General features: G+C 26.1%; 14 protein-coding genes. 11 read left to right on the top strand and 3 right to left on the bottom strand.

From position 1 onward, the window contains the following. Nucleotides 1–4: 4 nt before the first annotated feature. Nucleotides 5–3031 carry a vitamin B12-dependent ribonucleotide reductase gene (locus EGD97_RS03520; RefSeq protein WP_078682444.1) on the bottom strand — a complete coding sequence of 1009 codons (3027 nt, stop codon included), beginning with the start codon at nt 3029–3031 and terminating at the stop codon, nt 5–7. 275 nt (nt 3032–3306) lie between these two features. On the opposite strand from EGD97_RS03520, the gene EGD97_RS03515 reads away from it, so the two are divergent. Next, nucleotides 3307–3804: a GAF domain-containing protein gene (locus EGD97_RS03515; protein WP_078682443.1), complete on the top strand. Its 498-nt coding sequence runs from the start codon at nt 3307–3309 to the stop codon at nt 3802–3804. Between the two features lie 115 nt (nt 3805–3919). Here the strand turns inward: EGD97_RS03515 and EGD97_RS03510 are convergent, their stop codons facing one another. After that, on the bottom strand, nt 3920–6586 hold the full coding sequence (locus tag EGD97_RS03510; RefSeq protein WP_078682442.1) for a cation-translocating P-type ATPase: 2667 nt from the start codon (nt 6584–6586) through the stop codon (nt 3920–3922). Nucleotides 6587–7117: 531 nt separating this feature from the next. Between EGD97_RS03510 and EGD97_RS03505 the strand changes: the two genes are divergently transcribed. Continuing rightward, the gene (locus EGD97_RS03505; RefSeq protein ID WP_078682441.1) at nt 7118–7384 is read left to right on the top strand and encodes a hypothetical protein; all 267 of its coding nucleotides are present in this window, start codon (nt 7118–7120) and stop codon (nt 7382–7384) included. Between the two features lie 236 nt (nt 7385–7620). Then, the gene (locus EGD97_RS03500) at nt 7621–8046 is read left to right on the top strand and encodes a YaaR family protein (protein ID WP_078682440.1); all 426 of its coding nucleotides are present in this window, start codon (nt 7621–7623) and stop codon (nt 8044–8046) included. A gap of 32 nt (nt 8047–8078) precedes the next feature. Here EGD97_RS03500 and EGD97_RS03495 read toward each other — a convergent pair whose 3' ends face one another. Then, entirely contained in the window at nt 8079–9980 is a 1902-nt protein-coding gene (locus tag EGD97_RS03495) for an NAD(+) synthase (RefSeq protein WP_078682439.1), read from the bottom strand. Nucleotides 9981–10352: 372 nt separating this feature from the next. Between EGD97_RS03495 and EGD97_RS03490 the strand changes: the two genes are divergently transcribed. From EGD97_RS03490 to EGD97_RS03455, 8 genes are all read left to right on the top strand, one after another. Further along, nucleotides 10353–10805 (top strand): NfeD family protein, encoded by a 453-nt coding sequence (locus EGD97_RS03490; protein ID WP_078682438.1) that lies wholly within the window; start codon nt 10353–10355, stop codon nt 10803–10805. Beyond that, nucleotides 10805–11746 carry an SPFH domain-containing protein gene (locus EGD97_RS03485; protein ID WP_078682437.1) on the top strand — a complete coding sequence of 314 codons (942 nt, stop codon included), beginning with the start codon at nt 10805–10807 and terminating at the stop codon, nt 11744–11746. The genes EGD97_RS03490 and EGD97_RS03485 overlap by 1 nt, the downstream gene beginning before the upstream one ends. Nucleotides 11747–12116: 370 nt before the next feature. Beyond that, nucleotides 12117–13472: a glycosyltransferase family 4 protein gene (locus tag EGD97_RS03480; RefSeq protein WP_078682436.1), complete on the top strand. Its 1356-nt coding sequence runs from the start codon at nt 12117–12119 to the stop codon at nt 13470–13472. 330 nt (nt 13473–13802) lie between these two features. Beyond that, nucleotides 13803–14156 carry a hypothetical protein gene (locus EGD97_RS03475; RefSeq protein WP_078682435.1) on the top strand — a complete coding sequence of 118 codons (354 nt, stop codon included), beginning with the start codon at nt 13803–13805 and terminating at the stop codon, nt 14154–14156. A gap of 275 nt (nt 14157–14431) precedes the next feature. Then, nucleotides 14432–15751: a glycosyltransferase gene (locus EGD97_RS03470; protein ID WP_078682434.1), complete on the top strand. Its 1320-nt coding sequence runs from the start codon at nt 14432–14434 to the stop codon at nt 15749–15751. A 20-nt stretch (nt 15752–15771) separates the two neighbouring features. Then, complete coding sequence (locus EGD97_RS03465; RefSeq protein ID WP_078682433.1) at nt 15772–16893, top strand: GNAT family N-acetyltransferase; 1122 nt, start codon at nt 15772–15774, stop codon at nt 16891–16893. A 67-nt stretch (nt 16894–16960) separates the two neighbouring features. Beyond that, nucleotides 16961–19348, top strand: coding sequence for a VIT and vWA domain-containing protein (locus EGD97_RS03460; protein WP_078682432.1), 2388 nt, complete (start codon nt 16961–16963; stop codon nt 19346–19348). Between the two features lie 96 nt (nt 19349–19444). Then, nucleotides 19445–19990 (top strand): amidase domain-containing protein, encoded by a 546-nt coding sequence (locus EGD97_RS03455; protein ID WP_078682431.1) that lies wholly within the window; start codon nt 19445–19447, stop codon nt 19988–19990. Nucleotides 19991–20185 lie beyond the last annotated feature (195 nt).

Genomic DNA, 20185 nt, shown 5'->3' with positions numbered 1-20185 from the left:
ATTTTTAGCTGCATCCAGTTGTAGAACCACAGTCAAGACAAACCTTACATGTACCATTTATAATCATTCTATTTCCTGAACAAGCAGGGCAGGTTTCTCCGTAAAGTTTCTCCCCACTTTCTTTATAATTTGAATTAATTGATTTTGTAAAAACTATTTCATTATTAATATTATTTATTGGATGTTGATTAAAAGGTATTTTTTCTGCAGTACTGCTTACATAATCTTCAGGTTTTACTTGACATCTTGAAAAATCTCCAAGTTCTATGTCTATTATTTTACTTATTAAATCAGATATAGAACTTACATATTTAATATATGGATGTTTTTGAACAAAACCATATGGCTCATATTTTTGTCCTCTAAGCATTCTTGAAATATCTTTTGGAGGTACATGATACTGAAGCATTACTGAGATAGATTTAGAAAGAGAGTTTAAAAGACCTGTAATTATAGTTCCTTCTCTATCTGTTGTAATATAAATTTCAGATATTTCTCCATTTTCTCTTCTATTTACTGTAGTATATATTTTAACATCTTCTATTTGTGCAGGATGAGTAGTGCCATATCTTATGCCTACTGGTTTATCTCGTTTGGAATAATGTCTTTGAGATTGAAGTTCTTTTGCTTTTTCTAGTAATTTATCATAAGTTAAATTTTCTAGATTAACTTCTCCTGATTCAGATGTTAAATTGGTATTTAAAGGCTGAGCAGCTTTTGATGAATCTCTATATAAAGTTATGCCTTTTATTCCAAGCTCCCAAGAAGTTAAAATAACATTTTTAAAGTCATCTACAGAAGCATTTTTAGGTAAATTTACTGTTTTAGAAACAGCTCCTGATATTAAAGGAGTTATAGCAGCTACCATATAAACGTGTCCCATCGGATCAATATATCTATCTCCGCTTCCACATTTATTTGCAGTGTCAAATATAGGGAGATGTTCTTCTTTAAGATGAGGTGCACCTTCTATTTTACCATCTGCTATTTTTTCATATTCATATCCATTTTCTAAAACAGTTTCTTTTCTAAGAACATAATTTAATATATCTTTAATTTGCTCTTTAGTATATCCTAAATTTTCAAGAGACATTTCTATAACAGGATTAACTATTGTCATATAGCCTCCACCTACAAGTTTTTTATAAACTATGTGGCTAAAAAATGGCTCTATAGATGTAGCTATGCAATCCATAGCAAAAGATATAGTTCCTGTAGGAGCTATAACAGTAACTTGAGCATTTCTATATCCATATTTTTCTCCATATTCTAAAGAGTCTTTCCATACTTTTTTTAAAGAATTACTTATATAACCTAATTTAAGCTTTTTTAAAAGTTCATGATTTACTTTAAGAGGCTCATAATTTAAGCCTTCATAAGGAGTATCTAATGCACCAGCAGCTCGAGCATGATTTCTAATGACTCTTTGCATATACTCTTTATTAATTTCATATTTTTTAAAAGTTCCAACCTTTTGAGCCATAAGTGAAGATACATAGTATGAATATCCTGTCATTATACCTATTAGTGAAGAAGCTAGAGCTCTGCTTTCTTCTGAATCATACGGAAATCCCATAACCATAAAAAGTGAAGCTATATTTGAAATACCAAGGCCTGTAGTTCTAAACATATAAGTTTTTCTTGCAATATCTTCTGTTGGATATTGGCCCCAATGTATAGATGCTTCCAAGACAAGCTGTACAAGTCCTATTAAATGTATGTATCCCTCTAAATCAAAACTCTTAGTAGAATGATTGTAAAATTTAAATATGTTTATAGAAGCTAAATTACAGGATGAATCATCTAAAAAAGCATATTCTCCGCAAGGATTTGTAGAATTAATTCTATTGTATGGGGCGTTATATATTCCATCTTCTCCTGCTGGACAAGTATGCCATGCATTAAAAGTATCATCAAATTGCGGAGCTGGATCTGCACATTGCCATGCTGAATCATTAAATGCATCCCAAATATCTTTAACCTTTATTGTAGTGTTTACTTTTTCATCAACTCTTCCTTTTAGCTCTATTACTTCATCTTCGTTATTATCTAGATTTTTTACTTTTTTCATAAAATCATCAGAAAATCTTACAGAATTATTGCTGTTTTGCCCAGAAACTGTTTCATAAGCTTCACCATCTATATCTGTATCATATCCCATTTTACCAAGAGCTCTTACTTTTGCTTCTTCTTTAGCTTTCCAAGTTATAAAATCCATAATTTCAGGGTGATCAACATTAAGACAAACCATTTTAGCTGCACGTCTAGTAGTTCCACCTGATTTTATAGCTCCTGCATTTCTATCTAAACCTTTTAAAAAGCTCATAAGTCCTGAAGATACTCCACCTCCAGAAAGTCTTTCACCTTTAGCTCTAAGAGAAGAAAAATTTGTTCCTGTACCTGAACCACCTTTAAAAAGTTTTGTTTCTGTAACAAATTGCTCAGATATTGAATGAGGACCTAAGAGTTTATCTTCTATAGATAATATAAAGCAGGCAGAAGCTTGAGTTCTTGTATAATTATCCTCAGATTCTACTACTTTGTTTAAAGATTCATTATAATAATAATTACCTTGTTTTTTACCTTTTATTCCATAAGAATGTGCAAGACCTGTATTAAACCACTGAGGAGAATTTGGAGCATACATTTGGTTTAATAATCCATATACCATTTCATCATAAAAAATATTTTTTTCTTCTTGTGTTTCTATTATGCCTTCATCAACTAAAGCATTGGCCCAAAAACTAACTAATCTATCTGCAACCATTCTCATACTGTTTTCATAGCCTAAACTATTTGGAACTCCTGCACGTCTAAAATATTTAGAAGCTATAATATTACAAGCATTTTGAGAATAATGTTCAGGAAATTCTAAATCCTTCATATCAATGATAACTTTAGAAGTTTTATAGTCTTTTAAAAATACATCTACAGTTTTCCAGTTAAATAAATCATATACTGTTTTATTTTTATCTTTTTCTAGTTCTTTTGTATAAACTCTTTTAAATAAAGACTTTATATTATTTTCCATATATTTACCTCCATTATAATACTTAGCTATATATAGTATTATTTTCGCAAATAACCACTATATATTGTATCACGAAGACTATTATAGAATATTTTCCAATATAATTCAACAATTTTATTTCTTGAAAATTTATTGACAAAATCAATATCATATGTTTATTATTTAATAAATAGTATTAATATGATGAGGCAGGTTAGTATAAATTTTTCTACTTCATTATAATACATATTTATATATTCCTATGCAGAATAAATTTATTAAAAAGGTGGTAAAATATGTTTAAATTAGATGTTTTGCAAAATATGTCTACAGAAGAAAAATATAAATATATGCTTATATTGATTGAAGGACAATGCAGCACAGAAAAAAATTCTCTTGCCAATTTAAGCAATGCAAGTGCTATTATAAAAGCTTGTTTAGATAAATTAAATTGGGTAGGATTTTATATAATGAGAGGAGATGAACTTGTTTTAGGACCTTTTCAAGGAATGCCGGCTTGCAATAGAATTAAACTTGGAAATGGAGTATGTGGTAGTGCAGCAGCTTTAAAAAAAGTTCAAAGAATAGATAATGTACATAATTTTTCAGGGCATATTGCCTGTGATTTTGCCACAAACTCTGAAATCGTAATACCTATAATTAAAGAAAATAAAGTTTATGCTGTTTTAGATTTAGATAGTCCAGAGTTTAATAGATTCACTGAATTAGAGGAAAAGTATCTTATAAAATTTGTTGAAAAACTAAATAAATATATAAATTGGGAAGAAGTTTAAAGACTAAATAATTTATATAAATTAAAACCATACATGTACTAAAAAATTTATTTAATACATGTATGGTTTTATTATATAAAGAAAACAAATAATTAATTAAATGTAAATTTTTATTTTAAGCTTTTTCTTTTATTCTTATAAATATTTTAGCAATTTCATTAAATATAAGTGGAATTATTGAAAGCAATATTACAGTACCCCATTCACTGCCTGTTAAATTAGAAACTTCAAATATCTTTGCTAAAAATGGAACAGTTATAACTATATCTTGAAGGAATATTCCAATTAATATAGCACCTATTAAAAACATATTTGAGAAAAATCCAATTTGAAATATAGATTTTTTAGAATTTCTCATATTTAAAGAATGTATTAGCTGAGATACACTTAAAACTATAAAAGCCATAGTTTGTGCGTGAATTAATGCATCCTTTGAAATATTTTCAGGGAATATTGGGAATAATGTTGTAACATTTGATTCAACCCTTGCTCCAATTACAAAAGCTGAAAGTGTTAAAATACCTATTAAAATACCATTTAATATAAGGTTTATTCCAGCGCCATGAGCAAATAAGCTATCTTTTGGATTACGAGGTTTTTCATCCATTACGCTAGGATCACCAGGATCAGCACCTAAAGCTAATGCTGGGAGGGTATCTGTTATTAAATTCACCCATAATAAATGTATAGGCATTAATGGTGTAGGCCAGCCTAAAAGTATTGCAAAGAATAAAGAAATTATTTCACCTGTATTACAAGATAGTAGGAATATTATGGATTTTTTTATATTATTATATATATTTCTTCCTTGTTCTACAGCAGAAACTATAGTAGAGAAATTATCATCTGTAAGTACCATATCAGCTGCTCCTTTTGCAACATCAGTACCAGTAATACCCATAGCAACTCCTATATCAGCAGCTTTTAATGAAGGAGCATCATTAACTCCATCGCCTGTCATAGAGACTATATTTCCCTTTGATTTAAATGCTTTTACTATTTTTACTTTATGTTCTGGGGAAACTCTTGCAAAAACTCTTAAATTATCAATCTTTTCACTAAGCTCTTCTTGAGATAATTTATCAAGTTCAGTTCCTGAAATTGATTGATCTAAAGTTTCAGCTATGCCTAATTCTTTTGCTATTGCAAAAGCAGTATTTTTATGGTCTCCAGTTATCATAATGGTTTTAATTCCAGATCTTTTACATTGAGCTATTGAATCTTTAACTTCTAATCTAGGAGGATCTATCATTCCAACAAGACCTATAAAAATTAAATCAGATTCTAAATTGTCAATAGCTACATGAGGAGAATCTATTTTTTTATACGCAGCTCCTAATACTCTAAGAGCATCATCTGACATATTATTTGCATAACTCATTATTTTATTTTTTAACTCATCTGTTAATGGTTTTACTTCATTATCTATATATATAGATGTACATATATTAAGAAGGTTATCTGTTGCACCTTTAGTCATTACAAAATATTGATTATCATATTGATTTACAGTAGTCATGAGTTTTCTGTCTGAGTCAAAAGGTATTTCATTTTTTCTAGGATGTAATTTTTCTAAAGTGTCTTTAAATATATTAAATTTAACCCCAGCTTCAAGAAGAGCTATTTCTGTAGGGTCACCAGTACTGGAACCTTCAGAATAAGTAGCATCTGTACATAAAATTAAATTTTCTAAAAGAAGCCTATGGATAGGATCTTCTATATTTAAAGAAGATATATCATCAAAAACATTATTTGCATAAAATTTTGTGACTGTCATTTTGTTTTGAGTTAATGTACCAGTTTTATCAGAGCAAATTATGTTAACTGACCCTAAAGTTTCAACAGCAGGTAGTTTTCTTATAATTGCATTTTGTTTTATCATCTTTTGAACGCCCATAGCTAAAACCAAAGTAACAACAGCAACAAGACCTTCTGGTATTGCAGCTACTGCAAGACTTATAGCAGTAAAGAACATATCAAATAATTCTCTTCCTTGGATAATTCCAACTATGAACATAATAGCACATATTATAAGAGCAGCAAATCCTAAAATTTTTCCAAGTTCTGATATTTTTTTCTGAAGAGGAGTTTCGTTATCTTCATCATCTTCAAGCATTTTTGCTATTTTACCTATTTCTGTGTTCATTCCTGTTGCTACAGCTACTCCTACTCCTCTTCCATATGTAGATAAAGTAGAACTAAAAGCCATATTTTTCTGATCACCAAGCGGGGTATCAGAGGATTCTAAAATTAAGTCAGCATCTTTATCAGATGGAACGGATTCTCCTGTAAGAGCTGATTCTTCAATTTTTAGATTAGCACTTTCTATAAGTCTTAAATCACAAGGTATGTATCTTCCAGCATCAATTATAACTATATCGCCAGGTACAACTTCTTCAGAAGGTATTTCTTTAAGTTCACCATCTCTTTTTACTACAGCTTTAGGAGTAGATAGCTTTTTTAAAGCATCTAAAGCTTTTTCAGCTTTTGATTCTTGTATTACGCCTACAACTGCATTTATAATTACAACTAAACTTATAATGATGGTATCGCTGACTTCTCCCATTAATCCAGAAATAATTGCAGCACCTAATAAAATAAAAATCATAATATCATTTAATTGTGCCAAAAACAGCTGAAACAGTGTTTTAGATTTTTTTTCAACAAGCTTATTTTCGCCATATTTTAATAGCCTGTTTTTAGCTTCTTCGGACGAAAGTCCATTTAAAGCGTCAACTTTAAATTCTTTTAAAACTTCATTTTTGTCTTTTAAAAACCACATAAAATCACCTCTTTAATATTATTAGAAAAATTTTTAAATTTATGAATTTGACACAAAAAAAGACCCTTGCCATATTTATGACAAAGGTCTTGCATCTCACTTTGAGTTAACTATCCGGGTTTAAACCGTAATGACGAATAGTTAAAAACTTATAAGTCCATGCTACTCCCCTTTTTACAAATTATATCATATGAATTTCTAAAACTCAATATATATTTTGATAAAAATAATGTATTTGTGATTGATTTATGATAATGTCCTAATATATCACAATTTTTGTTGATAATTGTACAAAAATAGCTGAACTATATTAAAAATTTATATTTTATTTAATTTATTCTTAATTCATATATAAAAACTTTTTTTCATATATTTTATAAGCTACAAATATTAAATATAAAAACTAAATGTAGAAAAATAAAAGAATAATTAAATTCATTTCATTTTTAGCAAATATAAGAGTTTATTTTATTAGAGGGATTAATTAAACTCTGAAGTTATATATAAATAATAAATTATGGAGGAAAATATATGAAAGATGAATGTGATAATAATATAATAAAAAAGAAAAAATTTGAAAAAATTAAATTAGCAATTATTAATAATTTAAAAAAACCTTTGGTAAAGGTAATAGTTTTTGTAATTCTTTGCATCATAGTTTTTATTAGTTCTTATTTTTACACTATTCAAAGAATAAAAAATGAAGAAAGTTATAATAAAATTTCTAATTATAATAAAAAATCATATTATTTAGAACAAAGATTTATAAAAAGTTCATCAAAAAATCTTAATAACTAAATTTTTAGTAATAAAAAATAATAATAAACTATAATCTGTAAATTAATTTTCACTATATAATTTATAGTGTTTCTAAATTTCTATTAATTATATATAGTTGTAAATATTTAACAAAAAGACTTTTTGTAAGATAATCAAAATATGAATAAATTTTATTTACATATGTGTTATAATAAAGTAAAAATAGATATATAGATATTAATTATGAATAAATTTTGCAGGTAGGGGTGAAAGTTTTGGAAATATCGAGAGTAAAAAGAAATGCACCTCTTATTTCTGAAGATAAGAAAAGCATTAATACAAAAAAAGACTTTTCTCAAAGCTTTAATTTTGCAAAAGATAAAAAAAATGAGCAGCAGCTTAAAGAAATGATTATAAATATAAAAAAGAAAGGTAATAGGCTTGCAATAACAAAATGTTATTCAGATGTATATGCTTATAAAAATCTTATAAAAGAATATTTAAAATCTATAATGTCATATATGTATGAAGTTAATAAAGATATTAGTTTTTGGCAGACTCAATATTTTATGACAGTAGAAACTATTGACATTAAACTGAAAGAACTTACTGAGCTTTTATTAAGCGAAGAAAAGGATAATATGAAAATTGCAGCAACAATAGATGAAATTACTGGATTAGTTGTAGATATTTATAAATAATGAGGCAGAAATAAGTTTCTGCCTCATTATTTTTATATAAAAGAATTATAACTTGCATCTGAAGGCATTCTCCAGTCACCACGTGGAGATAAACTTACAGTACCTACTTTTGGACCATCTGGCAAAGCTGAACGTTTAAATTGTTGAGTGAAAAATCTTTTCATAAATTTATTAAACCATTTTTCTATTGTTTCACTATCGTAGTCATCTTTGAAGGCATGTTTAGCTAAAAATAAAATTTTTTCAGGAGAAGCTCCCTGCCTTACAAAATAATATAAGAAAAAGTCATGAAGCTCATAAGGTCCTACTATATCTTCTGTTTTTTGAGATATATTGCCATTTGTATCCTTAGGTAAAAGCTCAGGGCTTACTGGTGTGTCTAATATATCTAAAAGTATATCTGAAGTTTTTTCATCTACTTCTTTTAAAGCAGCATAACGTACAAGATATCTTACAAGAGTCTTTGGTACAGAAGAATTTACAGAATACATAGACATATGATCTCCGTTATATGTTGCCCATCCTAATGCTAATTCTGATAAATCACCTGTTCCTACTAATATAGCACCTTCTTTATTAGATATATCCATAAGTATTTGAGTTCTTTCTCTTGCTTGAACATTTTCATAAGTTACATCGTGGATATCAGGATTATGACCAATATCTTTAAAATGCTGAAGACAAGCATCTACTATATTTATCTCTCTTAAATCTGTATTTAAATTTTTACATAAATTAATAGCATTGCTATAAGTTCTGTCTGTTGTTCCAAATCCAGGCATTGTTACAGTTATAATATTTTTTCTAGGCAGATTAAGAATATCAAAAGTTTTTATAATAACTAAAAGTGCAAGAGTAGAATCTAACCCTCCAGATATTCCAATAACGGCTTTATTTAATTTAGTGTGAGTGATTCTTTTAGCAAGCGCACAAGATTGAATATTAAATATTTCTTTGCATCTATGCTCCATTTTCTTTTCATTAGAAGGTACAAATGGGTGTTTATTTATATACCTGTCAAAATTCACTATATTTGTATCATCAAAAGTAAAATATATTTCTTTAAATTCTATATGTAAATTAGAACTATCTGAAAAACTAATATTTTTATGTCTTTCATTAATTAATTTATCAACATCAACAATAGAAGTAATAACTTCATTCTTTCTTTGAAAACGGTTATTTTCTTTTAAAATTCTTCCATTTTCACCTATTAAAAGATGTCCGCTAAATACTAAATCTGTAGATGATTCAAAAACTCCAGAAGAAGCATATACATAAGAACTTATGCATCTTGCACTTTGAGTTTCTATAAGTTTTTTTCTATATTCAAATTTACTTATTATCTCATTTGAAGCAGATAAATTACCTATTATATTAGCTCCACCTAAAGACAAATAAGAACTTGGAGGTATGGTAACCCATAAATCTTCACAAATCTCAAAAGCAAATTTAAAATCTTTACAAGTAAATATTAAATTTGTACCAAAAGGAATATCGTTTTGAAAATATAAGTTTACATTTTTATTTATTAAATTTAATCCTGAAGAAAACCATCTTTTCTCATAAAATTCACTATAATTCGGTATATAACTTTTAGGAACAATTCCCAATATTTTACCTTTAAATATAATATAGGCACAATTATACATACTATTATTAAATGAAAGGGGAGCACCAACAGCAATAAGTATATCTTTATCTTTAGAAAAAACACATAAGTCCTCTAGAGCCTTTAAAGCTTCTTTATAAAGCTTACTTTGAAGAAATAAATCACCACAGGTGTAGGAAGTTATACTAAGCTCTGGAAACACTATTAGCTTAGAATTTTCATTTAAAGAATCCTCAATACATTTTTTTATATTTTCTAAATTAAAATTTATGTCTGCTACATTTGTTAACGGACATGCAGATGAAACTCTTATAAAATTCATATAATCAACTCCAATTCAAATACATTCCCTTAGTGTATATATTTTTCAAATTCATCATTATTATACCATTTTATAGATATTTAATAAAACAAAAATTAAAATTATAAGGAAAAAGTATAAATTGAAAAGAATTATTTAATACACTTAATGCAATCACTTTAAATAGTATTTAATAACGTATTTTAAGTTAAATTAGTCTTTAACAAAATGACTTTTAAGATGTATTATATAACTAAACGGAAATAGCTGCATAAATGTAATAGATAAATAAAAAAATCATATTAAATTTATTTTATCTGTTATATAATTAAATTAAAGGTCATAACCATTGTTATGTATCTATGGAAAATTATATAAAAGGGGGGATCATGTGTGGATGTATTAATTTTTTGGATAGTTATTTCTGTTATTGCTTTGATTGTAGACATAGTTACTAGTTCATTTTTATTTTTATGGTTTACAGTAGGTGGAATTGCAGCAATAATTGGATTTATTTTAAATGCAAGTTTTACAGTACAGTTAATAATATTTATTGCTGTTAGTGCAATATCTATGGCATTAGGATATCCATTTATAAAAAAGGTTTTAAAAGGTACTATAAAAAGAACAGCTACCATGGAAGAGAATTACATTGGAAGAAAATTTATTGTGGATGAAGATGTAATTGAAAAAGCTAAAATTAAAATTGATGGTATTTATTGGACAATAAAAAACCTTGGGGAACCAATTAAAAAAGGTGATTTAATTATAATTACAGATATTCAAGGCAATAAATTAATTGTAAAAAAAATTATAAAAGAAGAGATAGGGGAGGAAAATAAATAATGAATACATTTGGTTTATTTACATTAGTAATATTTATTATTTTGCTTATATTAATTTTTTCATCAATAAAAATTGTTAATACAGGTAGTTTATACGTAGTGGAAAGATTAGGTCAATTTCATAGAGTTTTAGAGCCAGGATGGCACTTTGTAATCCCATTTATAGATTTTGTAAGAAAGAAAATTTCCACAAAACAGCAAATATTAGATATAGAACCTCAAAATGTAATTACAAAAGATAATGTAAAAATATCAATAGATAATGTTATTTTCTATAAAGTTATGAATGCAAAAGATGCTGTTTATAATATTGAAAATTACAAATCAGGTATTGTATATTCAACTATAACAAACATGAGAAATATAGTTGGAAATATGACTCTTGACGAAGTATTATCAGGAAGAGATAAAATAAATTTAGAACTTTTAAAAGTTGTAGATGAAATAACAGATGCATATGGAATTAAAATACTTTCAGTTGAAATTAAAAATATAATACCTCCAGCTGAAATACAGCAAGCAATGGAAAAACAGATGAAAGCTGAAAGAGATAAAAGAGCTACAATACTACAAGCTGAAGGACAAAAACAAAGTGACATTGCAAGAGCTGAAGGTGAAAAACAGGCTAAAATTCTTGAGGCTGAAGCTGCAAAAGAAGCAGCTATAAGACGTGCAGAAGGATTAAGAGAATCACAACTTCTTGAAGCAGAGGGTAAAGCTAAGGCTATTGAAGCTATAGCAGAGGCACAGGCAAAAGCTATAGATAAGGTTAATAAGGCAATAATAGAATCTGGTACAAATGAAACTGTTATAGCTTTAAAACAGATAGAAGCACTTACTGAAATGGCTAAAAATCCAGCTAATAAACTTATACTTCCAAATGAGGCATTATCAACATTTGGTAATATAGCTGCTATAGGAGAAGTTTTAAATAAAAAATAATTTAAAAATAAGTGATTAAATTAAAATAGTCACAAATCAAATGTTTTTCTAAAATTACTAACATTTAAACAAAGGAAAAGCATTAGATTTGTGGCTATTTTTGTAATATGGCAATTTTAAATATATTTCTTATTATTTTATGTTAAAAATTGAATTATCATAAAGAAAAGCAATCAAACAATTGAGTTTTTTGGACAGTTTTTATAAAAAATGAATTACAAAAATATATAAGTTTTAAACAAAGTATTGAAATTTAAAATAAATTGTTTATAATTGGTAATATAGTGCAAATTATAAGATAATTATGAAATTTTTTAAAATAAAAGTTTCGCATTTGTTATTAATTTTACAATTAAGGGGGAAATATAATATGAAGATTCTAATTATGTCGTGGGAATACCCACCTAAAAATGTTGGGGGATTATCAAACCATGTTTATTTTTTATCTCAAAGTTTAAAAAATTTAGGTCATGAAGTTCATGTTATTACTTGTAAAGATGATACAACTTCTTTTTATGAAGAAGATTTAGGGGTATTTGTTCATAGAGTTGAACCTTATAATTTGGAAACTGAAGATTTTATAAAATGGGCCATGCATTTAAATTTTGCAATGGCAGAAGCTGCTTCAAAGCTTATAAATACTCAAGGAAAATTTGATATAGTACATGCACATGATTGGTTATCTTTATATAGTGCAAAATTTATAAAGTGGACTTATAATATTCCTCTTGTATGCACTATTCACGCTACAGAACATGGTAGAAATAGAGGCATATGGAATGATATTCAAAAATACATATCATCAGCAGAATGGCTTCTTACTTTTGAAAGCTGGAAAGTTATTACTTGTAGTAATTATATGAAAGAAGAGGTTAAAAATATATTTTCACTTCCTGAAGATAAAATTTCTGTAATACCAAATGGAATAAATAAAGAAATATTTAATATTGAATTTGATAAATTAGAATTTAGAAGAAAATATGCACAAGATAAAGAGAAAATAATATTTTGTATTGGACGACATGTTTATGAAAAAGGAATACACTTATTAATTGAAGCTTCTAAAGATGTAATAGATAATTATAATGATGTTAAATTTGTAATAGCTGGTACAGGAGCAATGACTGATAAATTAAAAGAACAAGTTAAGTCTTTGGGAGTTGAAGAAAAGGTAATTTTTACAGGATATATGAATGATATAGAAAAAACAAAGATGTATAAAATTTCTGATATAACTGTAATTCCTTCACTTTATGAACCATTTGGAATAGTTGCTTTAGAAGCTATGGCAGCAGGATGTCCTCTAGTTGTTTCAGATGTTGGAGGATTAAAAGAAATAGTAGAACATGGAGTTAACGGAATGAGGGCAATAAATGGTTCTAAAGATAGTATTAAAGATAATATTTTAATTCTTTTAAAAGATGAAGAATTAAGAAACAAAATAATTAAAAATGGTTATGACCTTATATCTAATAAGTACAGCTGGGATAGTATAGCGCAAGATACTATAAAATTATATGAAAAAATTCAAGAAGAAGCAAAAGGGACAGAATGGGAAGTTAAAATTGAAAAGCCTAAGAAAAAAGCAACTACTTCAAGAAGAAAAAAGACTGAAAAAGTCAAAGATGAAGATACTAAATTAGCATCGGAAAATAAAACAGAAACAAAGCCAAAAACTAGGACAAGAAGGACAAAAAAAGCAGTTACTGAAGAAGTAAAAAATTAAAAATATTAACTTTAGGAGGCTGATTTCGGCCTCCTAAAATTATGTTCTGATTAATTTTTAGTTTATCATAAGCTTATAAAGTTTTAATAAATTAAAATAAATTTTATATAAATATTTGTAATATTCAATTATATTATTCATAAAATTTATATTATAGATATCTAACATGAAAACTAAATATAACATAGTAAAATAATAATTTAAGTAGGAGATATAATTTATTTTTAGCAAAAATTATTATTATTTTTTAGATGTTTAATTAAAACTTTGAAGTTTTGATATCTATATAAAACATAAAAATTTTGAATAATAATAATAATGGAGGGAAAAATGGGGTATATTAGAGAAGGAAACTATCAAAATGGAGAAATAATAGCTAGCTTAGATGGAAACTATATAAAAATAAATGATAAAAACAGTTGCTATATAATAGCTAATTTAGATGGAATTTATATAAGAGAAGGAAGCTCACAAAATGGAGAAATAATAGCTAATTTAGATGGATGCTATATAAAAGAAGGCAAGGATACATCTTCTAAAATAATAGCAAATATAGATGGAGTTTATATAAGAGAGGGAAATGATCATACTGGGGAAATTTTATTTAATATTGAAGGATATACATCTATAAAAGAAAAAGCTGCTTTAGGTACCGCCGGACTTATGCTAAAGGGATTAATATAAGTAAAAATGATTTATTATTTTTATATAATATGTAATAGAAAAATTAATTATAGTCTAGTAAAATGATAATTTTAAAAAGGTAATAATTTTATCTTACCATATATAATTATTATTCTACTAGACTATGACATTTAAGTTATATATTTATAATTATATAAATGAATTTTAAACTTATATTCTCTTTTATATTCTGCTGTAGTATAATTACTTTATGAATTTATTCAAACTTTTATTAAAAACAGGCTGTATACGACTGTCTTGGAAGGTAGGGTATTATGAATAAAAAAGTGTTAATAGTGTATGAAAAAATGGGTATGGGTCATCGTAGAATGGCAGATATATTAGAGGATATTTTAAAAGAAGAAAATGCTAGTATTATAAAATGTGCTGGGAGTGAAATGATTGGAGATACAAGCATAAATATAATAGTTAAATTATGGAATTTTCTTATAAGAAAAAATTTAACTAAAACTGCGGACATGCTTTTGAATTTTATTTTAAGAATATTTATACTTCCTTTCATTGAAGTATCTAGTACATCGGCTTATCATGAAAAACTTCAAGAAATAAATCCTGATATTATAATTTGTACTGCAGATGGTTTTAATAAAGCTATAGGAAGCTATGCAAAAGAAAAGGGAATTCCTTTTTATATATTTATAACAGAGATTTCTATATTTATTGATTTAGTAAATCCATATGCAACTCATTTGTGTTATTTTAATGAAGTAGGAGAGGCAATTAGAAATTATGATTTTAGTAAAACTTATTACTCTTATGAATTAAATAAAGAAACTACTTTTTTAGAAAAAATAGAATATATACTAAAATACTATAAAGATTTTGTTATTTATGGATATAAAAATTCTATTTTTAGAAATCCCCAATATAATTTAAAACAAAATAATGATGCTAAATTTAAAGTTATAGGCCCTTTAGCAGAAAAAAAGCATTTTAAAGAAAAAGATATAAACAAAATAAAAGAAAAATATGGATTTAACAACAATAATGATACAGTTATGATTGCCAGTGGAAGTATAGGAGGTAAAATTCTTTTAAATATAGTAAAAAATATTTGTAGAAGTTATAATAAGCCGCTTAATTTAATTGTAATATGCGGGAAAGATGAAAAAACTTACAATAAAATACAAAATTTAGACGAAATAAATATTGATGTAAAACTAATCCCCTTTAAATTTATTGAAAATTTTGATGAAATATTAGCTGCAGTTGACTGTATAATTGCAAGGCCCTCTGCAGGAATATTTATAGAAAGTTTAATTAATAAAATACCTGAAATTACTTTTCAAAAGGCAACATCTAATGATAAAGGTACTCTTTCAATTATCGAAAAATATAATATAGGAAAAGTTATAAATAAAAATGAAGATATAAAAGAGGCCTTAGAAGAAATATTAAGCAATAAAGACATATATAAAGAAAATATAAATAATCTTTTGAATATGTATTGTAACAGTTATGAAGATAAAAAGAAAATTTTAAAAGAAACTATATTATATTCGCATGATTATGATTATAATATTAATAAGTGTTTAGATGCAAAAATAGAACTTAATGTACCATTATCACACTAAATATTTCAGGAGCGGTAGATATGATTGAAATAGTAGAAATAAAAACAAAAAGTGAAATTAAAAAATTTGTTAAGCTTTGTTATGAAATATATAAAGAAGATAAATACTGGGTTCCTCCACTTGAAAGTGACATGATTAATACTCTTTTAGGCCATGATAATGCACTTTTTATGAATGGAGAACATGCATTTTTTATGGCATATTTAAATGGAAAAGCGGTAGGTAGAATTTGCGTTGGAATAAATGAAACTTTAAATAAAAAGAAAAACTTAAAAGATGGATATATAAGTCTTTTTGAAAGCATTAACAATAAGGAGGTAGCTTTTTCTTTATTTGATAAAGCTGTAAACTGGCTTAAAGAAAGAGGAATAACTGTAGTGAAAGGACCTATATCTCCTACAAATGGAGATGATTATAAAGGACTTTTAGTAAAAGGATTTAATGGTTCACCAGTGCTTATGAATTCTTATAACCCAGAGTATTATGTAAACTTCTTTGAAGAATATGGATTTGTTAAACATTTAGATTTATATGCTTATTATCAAGATATAAATTCAGATTTAAATTTAGAAAAACATCAAAAAATTACTAATTATGCTATGAAAAGATATAATTTTAGAATAGATAATATAAATCTTAAAGATATAGATAATGAAATATTAGATATAAAAAAAATATTAGACATTGCTATGCCGGAAGATTGGGAAGATTTAACTCCACCTACTTATGAAGAATTAAAAGCAGAAGCAGGGCAGCTTATAAAAATGGCGGATGAAGAGCTTATACTTATAGCAAGAAGTGAGGGACAACCTATAGGATTTGCTATAGCATTACCTGATTACAATCAAGTATTAAAAAAATTAAATGGAAAATTATTTCCATTTGGACCGTTAAAATATTTATGGTATAAGAAAAAAATAGATGGATTTAGAATATTCATATTATTTGTTATACCTAAATTTAGGAAAAAAGCTGTAAGTAGTGCTATGCTTTACAAATTCTATGAAAATGCTTTAAAAAAGGGTTATAAGTGGGCAGAAGGTTCAACTATAGGAGAAACTAATATACCTATGAGATTAGATATAGAGAAAATTGGTGCAAATCATTACAGAACATATAGAATTTATAAAAAAGAAATATAAGTGCTCATAAATAACTTTATATAAGGAAATTATAATTAATAAGTTAAATATAAATTAGGAGGTATTTATGTTAAGCTATGGTTTAAAAGGGAATAATTTATCGAAAAACAGTGTTATTTTAAAAGAAGTTTCTATAAGTGGGAATGTATGTGGTGAATTTGCGGAAATATCTATAAAAAAAGAATATATAAATGTTTCAAATTCAAATATAGATTGCTCATATATTTTTCCAATACCAGAAACAGCTTTAATAACTGGGTTAGAGGCGACTTTAGGGGGAAGAATTATTAAAGCAGTAATTGAAGATAAAGAAGAAGCTAGAAAAATATATGAAAATTCTAATGAAACAGGAGTTAATGCTCTTACTTTGGAAGAAATAAATTTAAATGTATTTCAGCTTACCATTGGTAAAGTATTGCCTGGAGAATCTATAAATATTAAATTTACATATATAGACAATTTAGTTTATGAAGGTAATAATTTGATATTAACTATACCAGCAATATTACATTCTGATTCGCAAAATGCTGATAATAAAGAATATTTTTCTGAAAATTATGAAAACTATAAATCAAACTTAAATTTACTTATTGAACCAATTAATAAAGTAAATATAAAATCTCCTTCTCATGATATAAAAGTTGAATGGGAAGAAGGAAATAATTTAGCCAAAGTTACTTTAAATAAAGATAAAAATAAATTTGATGAAGATTTTATAATTTTATTTGAAGAAGAAAAAACATCGCAGGTATCAGGAATGTTTTATAAGTATGAAGATGAAAATAAAGGAATTTTATACATTAGATTTATTCCTAAGCTTGAAATAAGTGAAGAAGATGATAAAAATAATTATATATTTTTAATTGATATTTCTCATTCAATGAAAGGCGCTAAGCTTGAACAGGCTAAGAATGCATTACAGCTTTGTATAAGAAATTTATCTGAAAATGATAGTTTTAATATAATTGCATTTGAAAATAATCTTCACTTTTTTTCTGATCGCGGATTAGTTCCTTTTAACGAAGAAAATCTTAGAAAAGCTACTTTATGGATTGACAACTTAGAAGATAAAAAAGGTGCAAAAATATTTGAAGCTCTAAAATATGCTTTATCAGAAAAAAATAATATTGGATATAGTAATATAATGCTTTTTACTGATGATATTATAGAAAATGAAGAAGAAGTTTTAAGTTATGTAAAACAAAATATAGGAGATAATAGGATATTTACTTTTGGAGTTGATACTTCTGTAAATAGTTATGTGATAAATAAACTTGCAGAATTTGGATATGGGAAAGCTGAATTTATATATGAAGACGAAAATATAGAAGATGTAGTTTTGAAACAGCTTAGAAGAATTAAAAATCCACAGGTAGATATTGAAGAAATAGATTGGGGAAGTTTAAATGTTGAAAAAACTTATCCAAGAACTATTGATTATTTATATGATAGAGAACCATTCTCTGTATTTGCAAAAGTAAGTGGCAATATAGAAGGGAAAATAACAATAAAGGGTAAGGTTGGAGCTGAAAGATATATTAAAACTATAGATCTTGATACTTTAGATTTAAAAGAAAATGCTGAATTAATACAAAAGGTTTGGAGTAGAAAAAGGATTGAGTCTATAGAAGAGAGAATGAGGACTGAAAGAGGAGATATATATGATTCCATGAAAAGGAAAGTGATTGAAATATCTAAAGAATCTTCTATTTTAAGCCCGGAAACATCATTTATAATGCTTGAAATGATAGAAGATCCAGTTCTTGGAATGCCTATAACTCATATTGTACCTCTTAACATTCCTGAAGAAACAGTAAAAAATATTTCCAGGAATAAATTTTTGGATGTACCTAGTTTTACTTATAAAAAAGCACCTAGCCCAACAGAAAATGAATTGAAAAATAAAGGTGATAATGCTATATTAGATTTTATTTATCCAAGACCTCATATATTAAGAATATTAGCTAAAAATCAATTTGCAGATGGAAGTTTTTGTGATTATGATAAAATCAATTTTTATAATAAATCAGAAACTACAGCTATGGTATTATTAAGCTTTACTATAGGCAAAGATGATATATTAATATATTCAAATCAAATTACAAAGGCAGTTAAATTTTTAATAAATAATTTTTATGAAAACAGTAATTTATATAGTGAAAAACTTCTTAATATTACAGCTTTAGCTTTAAAATCTTGTGTATTAAAAGGTATATTAAATAATAAAATAAATGAAAAATGTGAAGAATTAATAAATGAAATTAAAACAATATTACAAGATAAAGAGGAAATTTTATATGTATTAAATTTAACTTCAAAGTTTTCTCTAAAAACAATTGCTCCATTTATATTTAATTTATCTTCTGATAAAAGAAAAATTGAAGAAAAAATTGTTATAGGTGAAGAAAAAAATTCTATTTTTAATTTAGCTAAACTAGGAATTTTGAAATCTTAATAAAAAATAAAATATTATTATTTTTATATATAAACATTTAACAATATGTAAACTATAATCATAGAATAATATATAAATAATATATTGGAGTATTCTATGATATATTACGGAAATTTTTATAGATATAATAATTATAATGCAAAAGAAGCAGTAAGGTATGCTCTTACTTATGCTTTAACTCCAAATAATAATTATAGATTTTTTGCTTCTTATGGCGATGGAGGAGGAAACTGCACTAATTTTATATCTCAGTGCTTAAAAGCAGGTGGAGCTCCTTTTGCTTATGATATTTATCCTTGGTGGTATAAAAAAGATCCTAATAATAGTATGAATGATAAATGGTCTTTGTCTTGGGCAGTAGCACACTCTCTTTATTGGACTTTAAAAAGCAGGAATGAGAGAAAGCTTAAAGGATTAAGAGCAATTGAAGTTCCGAGCATAGAAATGTTAAAAATCGGCGATGTAATTCAATATGAAAATTTTAAAAAAGTTATATATCATTCAGCAATAATTACAGCTATGACAATTAATAAAGGGGTAAAAATTCCTTTAATATCTCAAAACACTTACAATGCTAGAAATATATCTTATATAAAACCTCAAGCAAAACAAATGCATTTTATGAAAATAGAGGTAGTGTAAAATAAAAAGTATTTGTATGATATTTATAATATAAAATTTTGAATATCATACAAATACTTTTTTAATTAATGAATATTATGGTTATCTAATAAAAGTCTTTTATTAAATATTTACAATTATATAGATGTAATAGAAATTTAGAAATACTATAAAGTGTATAGTGAAAATTAATTTACAACTTATTGTGGTTAATCA

Origin of the sequence: Clostridium prolinivorans (genome assembly GCF_004011155.1) — a bacterium.
GTDB lineage: Bacteria > Bacillota > Clostridia > Clostridiales > Clostridiaceae > Clostridium_AT > Clostridium_AT prolinivorans.
Note: the sequence above shows the minus strand (reverse complement) of the source record. Positions and strands in the feature narration are given on the sequence as shown.

What these genes read in the sequence shown, in the direction of transcription:
- EGD97_RS03455 (WP_078682431.1), top strand. Translation starts at nt 19,445, where the DNA reads ATGATATATTACGGAAATTTTTATAGATATAATAATTATAATGCAAAA.
- EGD97_RS03520 (WP_078682444.1), bottom strand. Translation starts at nt 3,031, where the DNA reads ATGGAAAATAATATAAAGTCTTTATTTAAAAGAGTTTATACAAAAGAA.
- EGD97_RS03485 (WP_078682437.1), top strand. Translation starts at nt 10,805, where the DNA reads ATGAATACATTTGGTTTATTTACATTAGTAATATTTATTATTTTGCTT.
- EGD97_RS03465 (WP_078682433.1), top strand. Translation starts at nt 15,772, where the DNA reads ATGATTGAAATAGTAGAAATAAAAACAAAAAGTGAAATTAAAAAATTT.
- EGD97_RS03475 (WP_078682435.1), top strand. Translation starts at nt 13,803, where the DNA reads ATGGGGTATATTAGAGAAGGAAACTATCAAAATGGAGAAATAATAGCT.
- EGD97_RS03510 (WP_078682442.1), bottom strand. Translation starts at nt 6,586, where the DNA reads ATGTGGTTTTTAAAAGACAAAAATGAAGTTTTAAAAGAATTTAAAGTT.
- EGD97_RS03505 (WP_078682441.1), top strand. Translation starts at nt 7,118, where the DNA reads ATGAAAGATGAATGTGATAATAATATAATAAAAAAGAAAAAATTTGAA.
- EGD97_RS03515 (WP_078682443.1), top strand. Translation starts at nt 3,307, where the DNA reads ATGTTTAAATTAGATGTTTTGCAAAATATGTCTACAGAAGAAAAATAT.
- EGD97_RS03480 (WP_078682436.1), top strand. Translation starts at nt 12,117, where the DNA reads ATGAAGATTCTAATTATGTCGTGGGAATACCCACCTAAAAATGTTGGG.
- EGD97_RS03470 (WP_078682434.1), top strand. Translation starts at nt 14,432, where the DNA reads ATGAATAAAAAAGTGTTAATAGTGTATGAAAAAATGGGTATGGGTCAT.
- EGD97_RS03460 (WP_078682432.1), top strand. Translation starts at nt 16,961, where the DNA reads ATGTTAAGCTATGGTTTAAAAGGGAATAATTTATCGAAAAACAGTGTT.
- EGD97_RS03495 (WP_078682439.1), bottom strand. Translation starts at nt 9,980, where the DNA reads ATGAATTTTATAAGAGTTTCATCTGCATGTCCGTTAACAAATGTAGCA.